Here is a 17205-nt window from a genome sequence, read left to right as displayed (position 1 = left end):
CAAAAGCCACAAAAGAAACAAATCTTTCGTGGCTTTCACACCTCACAAACTTTCCTGTTACAGTCCTTTTATAACAGGCTTCACTTCATTTCCAAACAATTCTATAGATTTCATCATCACATCATGAGCAGGATCTCCCACATCCATATGCCCGATAAATCTTGTGATTCCAAAAATTTCTTTCATATAAGCAATTTTATCTGCTACCTCAGCCGGACTTCCAATAAACAGTGCACCGTCTTTACTTCTTCCGCCTTCATACTGTGCTTTTGTGTAAGGAGCCCAACCTCTGGAAGCACCTATTCTGTCCATCTGCGATTTATAATTATGAAAATATCCATCCACCACTTTCTGATCATCACTTACAAAGGTATGGGAGTGAATGGCGATCTGCATTTTCGAAGCATCATGTCCTGCTTTCTGATATTCCTGTTTATAGAATTCGATCAGATTTCTAAACTGAATCGGCATTCCTCCAATAATGGCTACCACTAAGGGCATTCCCAATTGTGCCGCACTTAAAACAGACTGCGGAGTTCCTCCTACCGCTCTCCAGATGGAAAGTTTTCCGTCATTTTTTGCTCGTGGATATACCGTTTGGTTCTGCATCGGAGCACGAAGTTTTCCAGACCAGCTTACATTTTCTTCAGAATTGATTTTCAACAATAATTCTAATTTTTCGTCAAATAGCTGTTCATAGTCATTCAATGAATAACCATACAGCGGAAATGATTCAATGAAACTTCCACGTCCCACAAATATCTCTGCTCTTCCGTCTGAAATAAGATCCAGTGTTGAAAAATCTTCATATACTTTTACCGGCTCCGAAGAACTTAAAACAGTCACTCCACTGGCCAGTTTTATATTTTTGGTAATACTTGCCGCGGCTGCCAAAACTATTTCCGGAGAAGAAACAGCATAATCCGGACGGTGGTGCTCTCCCATGGCGAAAACATCAATTCCTACCTCATCCATTAATTTTACCTGATCCAGTATTTCACGGATCTTAGTTCCTGCATCTCTATATTTTCCGGTTGACTGGTCAAAAGCCAGGTCACCGAACATTCCTATTCCTAATTCCATATTGTTGATTTTAGTGATACAAAGTTACCACTATGGAAAATCAAAAACATTGATGTTTGTTAAGATCGAAAAGTTACTTTTTTAAAACACAAATAACACTAATGTATCACTAATAACACGAAAGTGTCATTGCGAGCAAAGCGAATTTTGTTGGAAAACGCAAAGACGCGAAAGGATCTTTATCTTCATTCTGTTTAAGGCGCAAGAAAATCGAAGATTTTCAGCAAAGATTAGTTCTTATAGTATTAAGGATTATAAAATTTTATCGCAGATAAAATCTTTGCGCCTTACGAGATAATCCATTAATAATCTTGCGCCTTTGCATTTTCCAAAAGATTAGCAAAAACAAAAAATCCAGCCTAAAACCAGGCTGGATTCTATTATTATTTCTTCAGATACAAATCAAAATAATCTGTAATTTTCTGCATCAGGTGAACCCTGTCTTTCCCGATCACATTATGCGGATGCCCCGGATAAGTAAAGTAATCCAGCTGAACTCCGTTATCCACAGCAGACTTGATGAATTTGATAGAATGCTGCCATACTACCACATCATCCTGCGCTCCGTGAATCATCAGTAATTTTCCTTTCAGGTTCTGAACTTTATCCAGAAGATTAGCAGCAGCATATCCCTGAGGATTTTCCTGCGGGGTATCCATATATCTTTCCCCATACATGATCTCGTACATGCTCCAGTCGATTACCGGTCCTCCTGCTACTCCTACTTTAAATACATCCGGCTTGCGAAGCATGAAACTTGTCGTCATAAATCCTCCGAAACTCCACCCATGGATTCCCATTCTGTCTCCATCTACATAAGGAAGAGATTTTAAGTACTCTACACCTTTCATCTGGTCATTCATTTCTGTAGTTCCCAGATTTCTGAATACAGCCTGCTCAAACTTTAACCCACGGTTGGAAGAACCTCTTCCGTCCATTGTGAAAATGATGTATCCGTTCTGAGCCATGTACTCATACCAAAGGTTTCCTGAAGCCGGGAAGCTGTTGGTGATCAGCTGTAAATGTGGTCCGTTGTACAGATAAACAATGGTCGGATATTTTTTATTGGGATCAAAATTTGTCGGAAGAATGATTTTCCCATACAAAAGAGTACCGTCGTCTGCCTTTAATTCTACATTTTTGATTTCCGGTCTCTGATAATTCTTTAATGGATTTTCAGAAGTAAGAATATTGGTAGTCTTTAAATTGGCTGTATTGATGATATTGGCAACTCTAGGTGAATTGGCATTGCTGTAGGCATCATACAGGTAGTTTCCGTCACTGCTCAAAGTTCCGGCATGCATACCTTCAGCACTGTCAAGTCTCTGCATTTTGAAATTCGTCCAGTTGATTCTGTATAAATGTCTTTCCAAAGGAGTCTCTTTCGTAGAGGTAAAATAAATTTCCTTTTTCTTTTCATTAAATCCTAAAATATCTGTTACCAGCCAATCTCCTTTGGTAATTTGTGCTACCAATCCTTTCTCAAGACTGTAATGGAACAGATGATTATATCCTGTTCTCTGGCTCTGCCAGATAAAATCTGTGTTGGAGTTCGGGAAGAAAGTAAGCGGATGTTGTGGTTCTACATATTTACTGTCTGTTTCTTCAAACAGCGTTTTCACCAATTCTCCTGTAACAGCGTCATACTGATTCATTTTCATATGATTCTGACCTCTGTTCAGAACGCCTACAAAAATGTATTTTGAGTCCGGGCTCCAGGTAACGGCTGTGAGGTACTGATCTTTTTCCCCTTCAATTTTTAAGAAAGTAGTAGATTGTGTCTTAATATTGAAAACGCCTAATGTTACCTGATGAGAAGTCCGGCCAGCCATCGGGTATTTGATGTTATGATTGACAGCAGGAGTTACGGACCAGTCAATGATCGGATAATCTGCTACCATACTCTGATCCATCTTATAGAATGCTACACTCTCAGAATTGGGCGCAGGGAAAATTCCTGTATCAATTCCGAATTCATTTCTGTGAACTGCCTGACCGCTGATGATATTTTCATTGGCTTCGTTAGTTACAACAATCGTTTTTCCGTTCTTATTTACAAATAAATTATTCTTTACCGTGAAAGCAAAGGTCTGGTTATCTCCAAACATTTTTACGTTGGCTGCATCCTGATCAATGACAGCTGTACTCTTTACTTTCCAGTCATTTCCTGATTTTTCAATCCACGACATTTTACCGCCAGTAATAAAATAGCCATTGGAATTTCCTGTGAATCTGATGGCAGGAACAGCTTTCAATTTATCATTCGCAAACTGTTTATTCAATTGGGTAAGAGATACCAGAGTATCCTGCTTATTGGTTTTCAGATCTGTAATCAGATAACCGCCTTTCACAGCCTGTATGTAAGACTTTCCATCTGCAGCCCACGAAAACTGGGAGATATTTTTCACAGCAAGGTTGGTCCTCATTCCATTTACAGCCTCCGCCATGGTGAACTTCTGGGTCTGGGCAAATGCTGAACTGCCTAAAACCAGCATCAATAAAGAAAATTTATGTAATTTCATCGTATAAAATTGAATCCTCCAAAAATAAGAAATAAAAACCATTCGTTAAGAAATGTTAAATTAAAACATTCATAAATTGGAATTCATTCATTGAAAGAAATTATTTCTTAACTTAATAGTAGATTTTTTAAAGGGGATTAAATAAGTCAATTGTGAATAGTCAATTCGCTGCGCTTGTTAATTTTAATTTATTGGAAGATGATAGTATTGACCATTCACTTGCGAAGCAAAATTGACGATTGACAAAAAAAGTTCATTTCTTATCCTATATCAATGACTTGTATAGGTACGCTATCCTAAATTTGCATCATTAATAACAAACAAAAAATATAAAATACAATGGCAACAAAATGGATTTTAGACCCTACGCATAGTGAAATTACTTTCAAAGTAAAACACATGATGATCTCTAACGTAAAAGGAAGTTTCAGAACTTTCACTGCTGAAATTGACTCTGAAGACGAATTCTTTGCAAATGCAAAAACTACGGCTACTATTCAGACGGATTCTGTATTTACAAACAATACGGACAGAGACAACCATTTAAAGTCAGCTGAGTTTTTCAACGCTGAAGTACACCCTACAATTACTTTTGAATCACAGGCATTAAACAATACTGTTGTAGGTAATCTTACCATCAACGGAATTACAAAGCCAGTAACGCTTGATGTAGATTTCGGAGGAATTAATGTAGACCCATGGGGAAATACAAAAGCAGGTTTCTCTTTTGAAGGGAAAATCAGCAGAAAAGACTTCGGATTAAACTGGAATGCAGCTCTTGAAGCGGGAGGTGTAATGGTAAGTGACGATGTAAAAGTAGCTGGTGAATTACAGTTTGTAAAACAAGCATAATTAACAACATATAATATAAAAGGTTCAGGGATTTGTCTAAAAGCCTTGAACCTTTATTCTTTTTATAATCTTCAATATTATGAACCTCAATGATCTTCAAAACATAAGCGACGGTTTTAAAAACACTCAGAGAATGCCTGTTTTATTTCTTGGACATGGTTCGCCTATGAATGCCATTGAAGAAAACCAATTTGTACAGGGATTCCGGAAAGCGGCTTCAGAAATTCCAAAACCAAATGCAATCCTTTGTATTTCTGCCCACTGGTATACAGATGGAACTTTTGTAACGGCAATGGATATGCCGAAAACCATCCACGATTTTTATGGTTTTCCAAAAGCACTTTTTGATGTACAGTATCCTGCTCCGGGAAGTCCTGAGCTGGCAAAGGAAACAGCGGAACTTCTTCTCCCTGTTGATGTAGAGGAAGATCACAGTTGGGGACTGGATCATGGCGCATGGTCTGTGATCAAGCATATGTATCCGGATGCGGATATTCCTGTGATCCAGCTGAGCATCGATTATACAAAGTCTCCACAGTATCATTATGACCTCGCTAAAAGGCTTAATAAACTTCGTGAAAAAGGCATTCTGATCATCGGAAGCGGAAATATCGTTCATAACCTTCGTCTTATCGACTGGAAAAACATCAATACAGTAGGAGCCGGCTGGGATTGGGCAGTGGAGGCACGGGAAAAAACCAACAACTGGCTTCTGGACGGTAATTTTCAGAATATCATCGATTATCAGAAACAGGGAACTTTCTTACAATATGCCGTTCCTACTCCTGATCATTATCTTCCGTTGCTTTATACTTTAGGATTAAAAGATCAGTCTGAAGAGCTTACTTTATTCAATGATGAACTTATCGGTGGCTCACTGAGTATGACAAGTGTAAGGATCGGATAATATGAATATTAAATAAAAAAAGAAATACCTCAGCCGAGGTATTTCTTTTTTTATGACTGTTTTTTTATTGTACAGCTTTTAAAGCATTGATGTTTCCGTAGCCATAGCTTGAATTTACACTGGAATAATAGGTGGAAGCCTGTCTCATTTTAGTAAGTACCTGCTCTCTTGTCCATGACGGATTTTTAGCCCAAACCAATGCCGCAATTCCTGCTGTTGCTGCCGTTGCCACGGAAGAACCGCCCACATAATCTGCCTGCCCGTTGTAATAGCTAAGCACCGGAACGGTATTTCCTGAAGACCTTTCCATCTGGAAGGTAAAATCGATCTGGCTTCCTGAATGGCAGACATCACATCTCTGATTGGAAGTATTTTCTTTTACGCCTGTAATGGCTTGTGTTTCCGGCATAGATGCAGGGAAAATTACACCCACAAAATTAGTGAAGCTGGTAGAAGTTCCTCCCGCACAGAAAATCAGTTTTCCTTTTGAATACGCATACTTAACTCCATCTTCAATTTTTCCAACGGAAAAAATATGCCCCATCGACATAGAAATGATCTTCACATTGGTATTATTACCTAATTCTGTGAAAGCCGTTTTTACTGCCGTCTGCTCGCTGGAAGTTTCCAGAACAACATTTTCTGCTGCCCTGTATGCAATAAGATTGGCGTTATAAGCCACCCCCACCGGTAATCCTGCATTATTTCTGGGAGCTGCCATTACAGAAGCCATTTTGGTTCCATGACCGCACTGATCTCCAGAACCGTCTGAATTATACACCCCGTATTTACTGATTGTTCTTCCTGAAGAAGCTCCGTTGTTAAAGCTGCTGCCCAGTAAAGTCTGTTCCGGAGAAACTCCTGTGTCGATAAGTCCGATAGTCACCCCAGCTCCTGTGCTGTAGCTCCAGGCTTCAGGAATACTGTGTTTGGTGAAAGCCCATGGAATTTTTGCGCCAGGCGTTGTTGAGGTATAATCTGCTGTACTCAATGTTGCAGAAGAAAAACCACATCCGGAAGAACCACTTCCGGAAGACTTTGCAGCAGTATTATATTGAGCTTCAAATTCAAAATAATGATAATCTGCCGGTTCTACATATCGGATTGTTTTCATTTGCCGGAGAGCCGTGATAGTTTCCTCGTTTTCAATGACAACATCCATCTGATTCAGATATTGATCTGAAAGGAGAAGAAAATTTCTTTCGTCTTTTCCTTCATATTTTCTGATCACAGAAAGAACTTCTTTCTCCATATCACTGCTGTTTGGAGATTTACTTCTGTCAAAATCATCCTTTGAAACTCCGAAACCGATGGAAACCATTTTGTTTCCACGGAAAGCAGCACTCCATACAAAATGATCGGATTCATTCTTCCAGTTAAAAGTACCATCTTTTTTTATAGCCTGGTTGATCCTTTCATTGATCTGTTTTGCAGTCAAAGGATCTTTCTGAGCCATTTCTGTTTTTACATTTTCATTCTGAAGTTCTTCTCTGGTACACGAGTTTAGGCCAAAAAATATTGCCAGTAGGAATACAGTTTTTTTCATATGTTATAATTTTGGTTGGAGCCACAATATAACACTTTAACGGGAATTAAAAACTTAAAAAGAGTGAATTTAGCATTACAGGAATATTAAATTACAGTACTTTTTCATAGCAGACACTCTGCTCAACGCCAATATATTGTCCATAATTGGGTATTCTGTTAAATCCGCTTTTTTCGTATACTGAAATTGCATTTTTAAGATCCCTGGAGGTTTCCAGGACTGCTTTTTTAAAATTCAGTTCTGCAGCCCAGTTTTCAAGTTCTTTTACAACAGCAGAGCCAAGTCCTTTTTTTCTGAATTCCGGATTGGTAAACATTCTTTTAATCTCTACGGTATCTTCCGAAAGCGGTTTAAATGCACCGCAGGCTGCCGGAATATTATCAATGTAGGCTACAATACAGTTTTTGATGGTATCAATTTTATTGAATTGAGCAAAGAAATCATCATTTTCACCATTATGTTCCGATAAAGTGGCGTCAAGGGATTTTACAAGAGTTTGAAAATCTGTATTGGCAGAATCTGTTCTGATTATATACATTTTGTTTGGTTTAAAGATTAATGCGGATAGAATCAAACCTTATAGGTTTTTGAAACCTATAAGGTTTAAGCCTAACCATTTTTATTACAAAGTAAAAAGCTCCCTTTCAGAAGCCTTTGTTTTATTTTATATTAGTTTACAATAAATTTTCTTTCATTAATTAACTCAGCAATTGCGAGCATATCTTTACCGATCAGTCTGTCATCTTCAAGCTTAGCTACTCTAGAACGAAGAATCGCGAAGTTTTCTTCAATTATTTTCGAGCATTTGGCAGGTCTTCTGAACTCAAGACCCTGAGCGGCAAACATCAGCTCAACAGACAAAATATTCACAAGATTTCCAAGAACCTGATTGAATTTTCTTCCTGAGATACTTCCCATAGAAACATGATCTTCCTGGCCTAAACTTGTAGGAATAGAGTCTGCCGATGCCGGGAAACATAATGTTTTATTTTCTGTAACCAACGCTGCAGAAGTATACTGAGGGATCATAAATCCGGAATTTAATCCTGAGCTTTCCGTTAATAATCTTGGGAGCCCATATTTTCCTTCTAATAATAAGTAACTTCTTCTGTCAGAAATATTCCCCAATTCTGCTGCAGCTAATGTAGCATAGTCTAAAGGCAGTGCCATCAGCTGTCCGTGGAAGTTTCCTCCTGAAATAGATTCTTCAGCACTTAGAACAATCGGGTTATCTGTTACGGAATTCAGTTCCGTTTCCGCCATACTTCTGAGATGTTCAAAAGCATTTCTGCTGGCTCCGTGAACCTGTGGTACACATCTCATAGAATAAGGATCCTGAACTCTCTCACAATCTTCGTGAGCTTTCAGGTTTTCTGATCCTTTTAAGAATTTAAGCATTCTTGCGGCTACTTTTTTACTGCCTTCAAATGGTCTGATCTCGTGAAGTTCTTTTTTGAAAGGGCTGGCAGAACCTCTGTAAGCTTCAATACTCATGGCTGCAGTCATATCTGCAAGGTCTAATAAATATTCAAATTTTTCAAGTCCTTTGATCGCATGAGCAAGAATAAACTGAGTTCCGTTGATCAATCCCAATCCTTCTTTAGGCCCTAAAGCCAATGGTTCAAGGTCATGTTTCTTCAGAACCTCCATAGTATCAGACACCTGCTCTCCTTCCCAAACCTGTCCTAAGCCAAGTAAAGGCAATACAAGATGCGCTAATGGAGCAAGGTCTCCGGAAGCTCCTACAGATCCCTGCTCAGGAACTACCGGAATGATATCTTTTTCAAGCATCAGAATCATTCTTTCAATCACTTCCAGAGAAACTCCTGAAAATCCTTTTGAAAGGGCATGAACCTTAGCAATCATCATAATTTTGGAAAGTTCTTTATCTATAGGCTTTCCAACACCCACCGCATGAGAAATGATCAGGTTATATTGTAACTGAGCGGTCTCGTCAGCCGAAATTTTAGTATCACACAATGGCCCGAAACCTGTATTGATTCCATATACACATCGGTCTGACTCTACTATTTTCTGTACGTTTTTCTGAGATTTTAAAATTTGTTCTTTGGCAGCCTTGTTCAGCTTGGCTTTATTAGGTTTTTTACATATTTCCAGAACATCATGGAATGTAAAGACATCTACCCCGTATATCATTTCTAAAAAATTTCCTTAAAATTACGCATTTAACAATAATTGGAAAAGCTAAATTTCAATCTTCTATATTTTTATAAAGCAAGCGAATTAATTTACTATTTTTAGCCCCGAAAATTAAAAACAATAATACATGAGAATGAAAACTCTATTCCTTGCTTTATGTGTAGCAAGCACAGCCACTTTCGCCCAGAAAGTAAAATATTCTAAAGAAGAAAGAAAAGAAATGAACCGTTATCTGTTTAATGAAGGTTTCGATACGGCAACAGATAAAAAAGTTTCTACCATTATATTGAAAGATAATACTGAGCATCAGGGTTACAGTAAATCATGGGAAAAGCAAAAAGGGCAGATTCTTTCTATCACCATTGAGGATGTTGACACCAGAAAGCCTATGAAATTTGCAGCAGCAGATATTGCTGAAATGTACTTATACGCAACTGAGACTGAAAAATCGATGAAAGCGGCAAAGTTTATTTCCAATATGAGAAATTACAGTACTAAAAAATACAGCAAATCTGTAACTGATGACGCAATTCCGTATGAAAACCAGATTGTTTCTCTAAAAAATAAAAAGGAACCTAAGGCCTTTTTAATGCAGGTAATCAACCCTGAATTTAATGAACTTATTACAGTTTATCACGATCCGTTTGCTTCAGAGACTGTATCCACAGGCTTTGCCAGCGCTCCTGCATTTGGAGGTGGTGTTATCAAATCTTATTATGTAAGAAAAGGAGATAAAGTAATGTGGCTTCACAAAGATGATTTTGAAGACAACTATGATTTTCTGTTTGGAGACAATGCCGAATTTATGAAAAAGTATCCTAAAAACTCTGTAGAATGGAATTATCTTAGCTTTCTGATCTATCAGTATACTGAAATGAGCCACGGATAAAATAGACATTCATCATACAAAAGCCTGTAGAATTATCTGCAGGTTTTTCTTTTTTTAAATAGGGAAAGTTTCCTTAATTTTGTTATATGAATCCTTCTTTAGAACTACAGCTCAAAACCTTACCATCCGAACCCGGCGTTTATCGTTATTATGATAAAAATGAACAGCTATTGTATGTGGGGAAAGCTAAAAATCTGAAAAAGAGGGTTCTCTCTTATTTCAACAAAAATCTTTCCGGATACAGGATCAAAATAATGGTCAGTAAAATCCAGCGTCTGGAGACGACCATTGTAAACAGCGAATATGATGCTCTTCTATTGGAAAACAATCTGATTAAGGAACATCAGCCGTTTTATAACGTCATGCTGAAAGATGACAAGACTTATCCATGGATCTGTATTAAAAATGAAGATTTTCCAAGAATTTTCCTGACCAGAAATGTGATTAAAGACGGATCCGAATACTATGGTCCATATGCAAAAGTGCGTCCTGCAAAGATTTTATTGGATACCATTAAGCATATTTACAAACTCAGAACCTGTAACCTGAATCTTTCTCCGGCCAAGATCGCAGAAGGAAAATATAAAGTGTGTCTGGAATATCATATCAAAAACTGTGAAGGCCCGTGCGAAGACGTTGAAAGCAAAGAAGATTATGATGAAAAGATAGATGCTATCCGCGGAATTATTAAAGGAGATTTCCGAAAAGCTAAGGAGTATCTGGTGAATCAGATGATGAAGCTGGCCTCCAATCTTAAATTCGAAGAAGCTCAGATCATTAAGGAAAGGCTGGATATTCTTGAGGATTATCAGGCTAAAAACACCGTTGTAAACCCGAATATTGATGATGTAGATGTATTTGGAATGACCAGTGATGAAACGGCCGCTTACGTTAACTTCTTTAAAATCCGAAACGGAAATATCATACAGAGTTTCACTACGGAAATCAAAAAGATCCTTGAAGAAACTGATGAGGATATCATGGAAGAAGCTTTGATAGAAATCCGTCAGAAGTTTTCTTCCGATTCTAAAGAAGTTCTTTTACCTTTCCATTTGTCTGTGGAAATTCCTAATGTAAAACTGATTGTTCCTAAAGTAGGAGACAAAAAAAGAATTGTAGAGCTTTCTGAAAAGAATGCTAAAGAATACCGTCTGGAAAAACTGAAACAGGTTCAGATTGTAGATCCGGAAAGGCATACCAACAGAATCATGGCTGAAATGCAGAAGCTTCTTAGAATGCCTGTAGAGCCAAGACATATTGAAGGTTTTGATAACTCAAACATCCAGGGAACAAACCCTGTATCAGCATGTGTTGTTTTCAAAGACGGAAGGCCAAGTAAAGCAGATTACCGGATTTTCCATCCGAAAACAGTAGAAGGACCTAATGACTTTGCCACAATGGAAGAGGTCATTTATCGACGTTATAAAAGAATGCTTGATGAGGGTGAAAACCTTCCACAGCTGATTCTTATAGACGGTGGAAAAGGACAGCTGTCTTCTGCAGTAAAAAGCCTGAGATTACTGGGACTTTACGGAAAAATTACCATTGTAGGCATCGCCAAAAGACTGGAAGAGATTTTCTTCCCGGAAGATCCTATACCATTGTACCTTGATAAAAAATCTGAAACACTGAAAATCCTTCAGCGTGTACGTGATGAGGCTCACCGGTTTGGGGTAAAACATCACAGAACGAGAAGGAAAAACTCTACCATCAAATCTGAACTGGAAGAAATTCCCGGAGTGGGAGAAAAAACCATTGAACTGCTTCTGTCTAAACTGAAGTCTGTAAAACGCATCAAAGAAGCCAATCTGGAAACCCTTGAAGAAATTCTGGGGAAAAGTAAAGCTAAAGTGATTTGGGAATTTTTTAATGCCAACTAATTGTACAGTGTCATAGTTAATTTTCTGACAGAAGACAGAATCATTCTTATCCGATTTTATATGATTTCTCATTTTATCAATATGAGACAAAAAAACAACACTTCTTTAATTACAAAGAAAATCCGTCAACAAAATACACCAATAAATAAATATTTTATTTAAAAATAGTATTATATATATTTTTTTCATAAATTAGTATTATCAACTAATAACAATAATACTATGAAATTTTTTCCTGTTTTATAAATTCTATCACATTCTCACAACCTTTTATAAATAACCAGAAATTTTATTAAGAAGTAATGTTTCTGCTATCAAAATTGAAAAACACATCAGCATATATATTATTAAAGGCTCTTTTTCAAGAGCCTTTATACTTATTGTTTATGGTATTTTTTATTATTTTGCTGCAAAAACTTCTTTAGCATATTTACCATCTGCCTGAGGAATATCAATCACGATATTTCCGTTTTCAAAATAGCCTATGGTAGTACTTCCATCAGATAACTTTACAAGGAAAACAGAATTCTTAGAAGTTGCCTTGAAAACTGCAAACGGCACTGAGCTGCCAGACTTTGCCAGAATAAACTGATTTAGATCAAGCTGTATTTTCTGAAGATCAAGTTTACCATTTGAGTAATTACTAACTTCCGGATTTATTGTTGAAGTTGAGGATACAGCAGTTTCAAGAGATGTACGCTGAGCAATATTATCAGATGCCGGTAGCAGCGCTACAGGATTAGCAACCGGGACTTTAATCATTGCCTCTTTTAATGCATCTTGCAAACCTTCTTCAAACTCTTTGATTTTTGAGCCTCCTTTTGACTCTAGAATCATGTTATTATTACAATCTTTAAACTGTACTATTACTTTATTTTTAAACAAATTTTTATCATTAATAACATCAGCAGTAACCACATTACAGAAATTACTTTTAGCTTCTGCAGGCCAGTTATCTTTAATGGCAGGCAGAATTATATATTTTTTTCCACTCAAAGCTTTGGTGAAAAAGTTTTTCAACCCATAATCCTCCTTAAATGTTTCAAACTTTTCGGGAATAGCTACATATTTATAATCTGAAACCTTTTGTGCAAAAGCCATTGTAGAACATACGGCTAACACTAACATTGATAACTTTTTCATTTTAATTATTTTAATCATTTCTGAATGCTCCCATATCAAGTTTTAAGGAGAAGAAATTGGAATAAAAATTAGATCCGCCTATCCCTGAATTCGTAATCGCATAATCCAGTGTAAGCCCTCTGTATCTTATTCCAAGACCTGCACTTGGCTGGAAAGAAACTTTTCTTTTAAGATCCTCTATATCTGTTATCGATTGAAATCTGTTAATCCCCAATCTCACAAAAATCATTTTCTGATATCCTAATTCAGCTCCTGCATAAGGACTGATACTTGCAAAATCTGTAGAAATCAATGAAGCGGTTTTAGCAAAATCTACATTCAGACCAGCTTCCGGAAGTACATATACACTGCTGTTGATTTCAAATAGTTTACTGGCTCCCACATTTAGTTTGGGCATGGTAAGCTCCATTTTATCTTTTGGCGCCGGGTTGAATTCTTCTCCGTTGACAACCGTTGAAAGTTCTTTTTGATTTACACTCCAGAAGTTAACAGTTGTGGTGATGTCCCTCACCATTCCCCCGAATTTCCATCCGTTATCTGCTTTGTAAATGGCGCCCACATCGAAACCGAAACCATAACCATTGGCAAATTTCCCAACATTTCTATAAACAATTTTTGCGTTTACCCCGACATCTAATTTCGGATTTCCACCTGGCCTGAAGGCATAGGATAAAATAGCCGCATAATCGGATTGGGAGAATTTTGTAATTTTATCATAATCAATATTCCCTTCAGAATCGATCATCTGAGTGGTATTCAAAATATTATCTACTCCAAGCCTTACTACTGAAACACCAAAAACACCTTCTTCAAGAACCTTTGCATAAGCCAGATAATCATATTTTGCAATGGATTCAAAGTATTCCGCATGCATTGCTGCCCCTTGCCAATCCCTTTCCACAGACATCAAACCCGCAGGGTTCCACATTGGAGCGTATACATCATCCTGATTGGAAATGACGGCTCCTCCCATTGCAAGTCCTCTTGCTCCGGCTCCGATATTTAAAAATTCATTGGAGTATTTTCTGATAATCTGAGATTGGGAGAGCCCAAAAAGCAGTGAAAATGCAAATAAAAAATATTTTTTCATCATATAAATTTGATGCTTAGTTTAAGTTTTTAGTTTTTCTGGCTTTAATTAGTCCATTTGCAATGATTGCCAGTATCATAACACCTGAAGCAATATAAAATATGGGGCTCATATGTTCTGATTCCCCAAAGATAAAAAAAGCTAGTATAATTCCGTAGACAGGTTCCAAATTAACTGTTAAAATTAAAGTAAAAGGTGATATATACTTCATTAATTTCACTGACTCCAGCATTGGAAAAGCCGTAAAAACACTGGCTAACAAGCATATTAACGCCAAATCCCTGTAATTTATTTCATTTATCTGAAAAATCTGCCCCGAAAGTAAATAAAATATCATTAAAATAAACCAACCACAGAATATTTCATAAAAAATAATATTTCCCGAACTTGTTTTTCCAAACATTTTCCCGTTAAAAACAGAAAAAACAGTCCCGAATATAGCACAGAGAATTCCGTAAATAATCCCTTCTTTAAAGTGAAATTCTGTTTTAAAGATCAGTAAGATGCAAGCCACAATGACTGCTCCCATTACCACCTCAGATATATCAATTTTTCTTTTGAAAATAATAGGTTCCAGAATCGAAGCAAAAAGTGTAGATAAAGAAAGACAGCTCAGTGCAATAGAGACATTGGAAACTTTAATAGAATAAAAGAAACAATACCAGTGCAACGCCATCGCAAAACCTATGGCAGCCAGCTGAAAAAATATTTTTTTGGAAACCTTTATACTTTCTTTCTTAAAAACACGAATAAATATGAAAAGAAAAACAGAAGCGAACAACATTCTGTAAAATACCAGGATCTGAGCATTGGCATGGATTAACTTTCCTAAAATTGCAGTGAATCCCCATAAAAAAACTATTAAATGCAGCCTGAAAAGTGCCAATTTATGCATACCCTATCTCCTTTTAATTTTAACCCTGCAAATTTACAAATCACAAACCCAAATATTGATAAAAAGATAAGTTTAATCTAAAAAAAGTTAATAAAAATTAAATTGGTACCTAATTCATAAAAAAACCCTGAAAATTTGTTAAACTTTCAGGGCCTTCAAATAATAAACTATTAAAAAAATAAACTAGGAACTTAGAGTATTTTGCAGAGAATATCACCTCTGTTACTCTAGTGTAAAGTTAGAAAAAATATAAATTATTTAAAAATATTTTTTAGTTAAAAATTTCACAATTTACTAGAAACCAAACTATTAAACACTTGTTTTACTTCCTATTTATATTCCTCATAAAAATAGTATCTTTAAGCGTAAAAAATTGAAAATTTTATGGACATCGAATTCAATAAACGTGAAGATCAGAACAGACTAAAATTATCTGAAATAAATCGCTTACTTACTGAGATCAAAAAAGGAGGAGGTGAGAAGAGGCTACAAAAGCTTCGTGATGAAGGAAAAATGACAGCAAGAGAAAGAATAGATTATCTTCTCGATAAAGATTCTGATTCCATAGAAGTAGGGGCATTTGCAGGATATGAAATGTACAAGGAGCACGGAGGATGCCCTAGCGGCGGAGTTGTAGTAGTTATTGGCTACGTTTCCGGAAGACAATGTATTATTGTTGCTAATGATGCTTCTGTGAAGGCTGGCGCTTGGTTTCCTATCACGGGAAAGAAAAACCTGAGAGCCCAGGAAATTGCCATGGAAAACAGGCTTCCAATCATTTATCTGGTCGACTCTGCAGGTGTTTATCTTCCTATGCAGGATGAGATCTTCCCGGATAAAGAACATTTTGGAAGAATCTTCAGAAATAATGCTAAAATGAGTTCCATGGGAATCATCCAGATCTCTGCTGTTATGGGAAGTTGTGTGGCCGGGGGTGCTTACCTTCCCATCATGAGTGATGAAGCTATGATTGTAGATAAGACAGGTTCTATTTTCCTTGCCGGAAGCTATCTTGTAAAAGCCGCTATCGGAGAAAGTATAGATAACGAAACATTAGGCGGCGCTACCACTCACTGCTCTATCTCAGGCGTTACCGATTATAAAGCGAAAGATGACAAGGATGCTTTGAACAGAATCAAAAATATCATGAAATCTATCGGAACAACTGAAAAAGCGGGTTTCGATAGAATAGAAAGCTTCCCGCCAAAGGAAAATCCTGAAAATATCTTTGGGATCATGCCGGTTTCCAGAGCTGAGCAATATGACACCTACGAAATCATCAAATGTATTGTGGATAACTCCGAATATGAGGAATATAAACCTGATTATGGTAAAAGTATTATCTGCGCAACGGCAAGAGTTGACGGCTGGTCTGTAGGAATTGTAGCCAATCAGAGAAAACTGGTAAAAAGCGGTAAAGGCGAAATGCAGTTTGGTGGAGTAATCTACTCTGATTCTGCTGATAAAGCTACAAGGTTTATTGCCAACTGTAATCAAAGAAAGATCCCCTTGATCTTCTTACAGGATGTTACCGGATTTATGGTAGGTTCCAAGTCAGAACATGGCGGAATCATCAAAGACGGAGCTAAAATGGTAAATGCAGTTTCCAATTCTGTAGTTCCTAAATTTACTATTATCACTGGTAATTCTTACGGGGCAGGAAATTATGCAATGTGTGGGAAAGCTTATGACCCGAGATTAATTGTTGCATGGCCCTGGGCTGATCTGGCTGTAATGGGTGGAGCACAAGCTGCAAAAGTATTAGCCCAGATTCAGGAATCAACATTAAAGAAACAAGGGAAAGAAATTTCAGAAGAAGAGCACAACGAAATTCTGGACACGATCTCAAAGAAATATCAGAAACAAACCGAGGCGACCTATGCAGCGGCAAGATTATGGACAGATGCTATTATCAATCCGGCAGATACAAGAAAATGGATTTCTATGGGAATTGAAGTAGCAAACCATTCTCCTATTACAGAAAAATTCAATCTGGGAGTAATTCAGGTCTGATAAATCTATATAACAAAATAAATACGGCTATCTCAGTTTGAGATAGCCGTATTTTTTATACTTAAAAACAAGCAATATAAGTTTTACTTTTAGGAGCTATTTCCCGCTATCCATTCATACTCCTCGCGCCTGCACCCTCCCACGCTCAAACCCTCCCGCACTCCAGCTCCTGCTGCGGGGTAACCATTCCTATCGGGGCTAGGAGTGAATGAGTGATGGATGATA

General features: G+C 37.2%; 13 protein-coding genes. 5 read left to right on the top strand and 8 right to left on the bottom strand.

The genetic code is table 11. The features are described from left to right. Nucleotides 1–57 precede the first annotated feature (57 nt). Nucleotides 58–1083 (bottom strand): Atu2307/SP_0267 family LLM class monooxygenase, encoded by a 1026-nt coding sequence (locus tag EL165_RS19445; protein ID WP_002983648.1) that lies wholly within the window; start codon nucleotides 1081–1083, stop codon nucleotides 58–60. 383 nt (nucleotides 1084–1466) lie between these two features. Continuing rightward, entirely contained in the window at nucleotides 1467–3605 is a 2139-nt protein-coding gene (locus tag EL165_RS19440) for a S9 family peptidase (RefSeq protein ID WP_041462101.1), read from the bottom strand. Nucleotides 3606–3944: 339 nt separating this feature from the next. Between EL165_RS19440 and EL165_RS19435 the strand changes: the two genes are divergently transcribed. Next, nucleotides 3945–4457 (top strand): YceI family protein, encoded by a 513-nt coding sequence (locus tag EL165_RS19435; protein WP_002983653.1) that lies wholly within the window; start codon nucleotides 3945–3947, stop codon nucleotides 4455–4457. A gap of 79 nt (nucleotides 4458–4536) precedes the next feature. After that, on the top strand, nucleotides 4537–5364 hold the full coding sequence (ygiD, locus tag EL165_RS19430; RefSeq protein ID WP_002983654.1) for a 4,5-DOPA-extradiol-dioxygenase: 828 nt from the start codon (nucleotides 4537–4539) through the stop codon (nucleotides 5362–5364). Between the two features lie 64 nt (nucleotides 5365–5428). Here the strand turns inward: ygiD and EL165_RS19425 are convergent, their stop codons facing one another. The 3 genes from EL165_RS19425 to hutH all read right to left on the bottom strand — a co-directional run bounded on the left by EL165_RS19425 (nucleotide 5429) and on the right by hutH (nucleotide 9067). Further along, a complete protein-coding gene (locus EL165_RS19425; RefSeq protein WP_002983656.1) occupies nucleotides 5429–6910 on the bottom strand; it encodes a S8 family peptidase in 1482 nt (493 codons plus the stop codon). 91 nt (nucleotides 6911–7001) lie between these two features. Beyond that, complete coding sequence (locus EL165_RS19420; RefSeq protein ID WP_002983658.1) at nucleotides 7002–7448, bottom strand: GNAT family N-acetyltransferase; 447 nt, start codon at nucleotides 7446–7448, stop codon at nucleotides 7002–7004. Nucleotides 7449–7579: 131 nt separating this feature from the next. Beyond that, nucleotides 7580–9067 (bottom strand): histidine ammonia-lyase, encoded by a 1488-nt coding sequence (gene hutH / locus EL165_RS19415; protein WP_002983659.1) that lies wholly within the window; start codon nucleotides 9065–9067, stop codon nucleotides 7580–7582. A 136-nt stretch (nucleotides 9068–9203) separates the two neighbouring features. Here hutH and EL165_RS19410 point away from each other — a divergent pair, with 136 nt between their 5' ends. After that, entirely contained in the window at nucleotides 9204–9959 is a 756-nt protein-coding gene (locus tag EL165_RS19410; protein WP_041462102.1) for a hypothetical protein, read from the top strand. Nucleotides 9960–10045: 86 nt separating this feature from the next. Beyond that, a complete protein-coding gene (uvrC, locus tag EL165_RS19405) occupies nucleotides 10046–11839 on the top strand; it encodes an excinuclease ABC subunit UvrC (protein ID WP_002983662.1) in 1794 nt (597 codons plus the stop codon). A gap of 399 nt (nucleotides 11840–12238) precedes the next feature. On the opposite strand, the gene EL165_RS19400 is transcribed toward uvrC, so the two are convergent. Genes EL165_RS19400 through EL165_RS19390 form a run of 3 tightly spaced genes read right to left on the bottom strand, consistent with a single transcriptional unit; the run spans nucleotide 12239 to nucleotide 14967 of the window. Beyond that, nucleotides 12239–12982 carry a hypothetical protein gene (locus EL165_RS19400; RefSeq protein ID WP_041462103.1) on the bottom strand — a complete coding sequence of 248 codons (744 nt, stop codon included), beginning with the start codon at nucleotides 12980–12982 and terminating at the stop codon, nucleotides 12239–12241. A gap of 10 nt (nucleotides 12983–12992) precedes the next feature. Further along, complete coding sequence (locus EL165_RS19395; protein ID WP_002983666.1) at nucleotides 12993–14075, bottom strand: putative type IX sorting system protein PorV2; 1083 nt, start codon at nucleotides 14073–14075, stop codon at nucleotides 12993–12995. 13 nt (nucleotides 14076–14088) lie between these two features. Further along, on the bottom strand, nucleotides 14089–14967 hold the full coding sequence (locus EL165_RS19390) for a DMT family transporter (RefSeq protein ID WP_002983668.1): 879 nt from the start codon (nucleotides 14965–14967) through the stop codon (nucleotides 14089–14091). Between the two features lie 384 nt (nucleotides 14968–15351). Between EL165_RS19390 and EL165_RS19385 the strand changes: the two genes are divergently transcribed. Continuing rightward, complete coding sequence (locus EL165_RS19385) at nucleotides 15352–16980, top strand: acyl-CoA carboxylase subunit beta (RefSeq protein WP_002983670.1); 1629 nt, start codon at nucleotides 15352–15354, stop codon at nucleotides 16978–16980. Nucleotides 16981–17205 lie beyond the last annotated feature (225 nt).

This window comes from Chryseobacterium gleum (genome assembly GCF_900636535.1).
Taxonomy (GTDB): Bacteria; Bacteroidota; Bacteroidia; order Flavobacteriales; family Weeksellaceae; genus Chryseobacterium; species Chryseobacterium gleum.
This window is presented reverse-complemented; position numbering and strand designations above follow the sequence as displayed.

What these genes read in the sequence shown, in the direction of transcription:
- EL165_RS19425 (WP_002983656.1), bottom strand. Translation starts at nt 6,910, where the DNA reads ATGAAAAAAACTGTATTCCTACTGGCAATATTTTTTGGCCTAAACTCG.
- ygiD (WP_002983654.1), top strand. Translation starts at nt 4,537, where the DNA reads ATGAACCTCAATGATCTTCAAAACATAAGCGACGGTTTTAAAAACACT.
- EL165_RS19395 (WP_002983666.1), bottom strand. Translation starts at nt 14,075, where the DNA reads ATGATGAAAAAATATTTTTTATTTGCATTTTCACTGCTTTTTGGGCTC.
- uvrC (WP_002983662.1), top strand. Translation starts at nt 10,046, where the DNA reads ATGAATCCTTCTTTAGAACTACAGCTCAAAACCTTACCATCCGAACCC.
- EL165_RS19400 (WP_041462103.1), bottom strand. Translation starts at nt 12,982, where the DNA reads ATGAAAAAGTTATCAATGTTAGTGTTAGCCGTATGTTCTACAATGGCT.
- hutH (WP_002983659.1), bottom strand. Translation starts at nt 9,067, where the DNA reads ATGATATACGGGGTAGATGTCTTTACATTCCATGATGTTCTGGAAATA.
- EL165_RS19440 (WP_041462101.1), bottom strand. Translation starts at nt 3,605, where the DNA reads ATGAAATTACATAAATTTTCTTTATTGATGCTGGTTTTAGGCAGTTCA.
- EL165_RS19385 (WP_002983670.1), top strand. Translation starts at nt 15,352, where the DNA reads ATGGACATCGAATTCAATAAACGTGAAGATCAGAACAGACTAAAATTA.
- EL165_RS19435 (WP_002983653.1), top strand. Translation starts at nt 3,945, where the DNA reads ATGGCAACAAAATGGATTTTAGACCCTACGCATAGTGAAATTACTTTC.
- EL165_RS19410 (WP_041462102.1), top strand. Translation starts at nt 9,204, where the DNA reads ATGAAAACTCTATTCCTTGCTTTATGTGTAGCAAGCACAGCCACTTTC.
- EL165_RS19445 (WP_002983648.1), bottom strand. Translation starts at nt 1,083, where the DNA reads ATGGAATTAGGAATAGGAATGTTCGGTGACCTGGCTTTTGACCAGTCA.
- EL165_RS19390 (WP_002983668.1), bottom strand. Translation starts at nt 14,967, where the DNA reads ATGCATAAATTGGCACTTTTCAGGCTGCATTTAATAGTTTTTTTATGG.
- EL165_RS19420 (WP_002983658.1), bottom strand. Translation starts at nt 7,448, where the DNA reads ATGTATATAATCAGAACAGATTCTGCCAATACAGATTTTCAAACTCTT.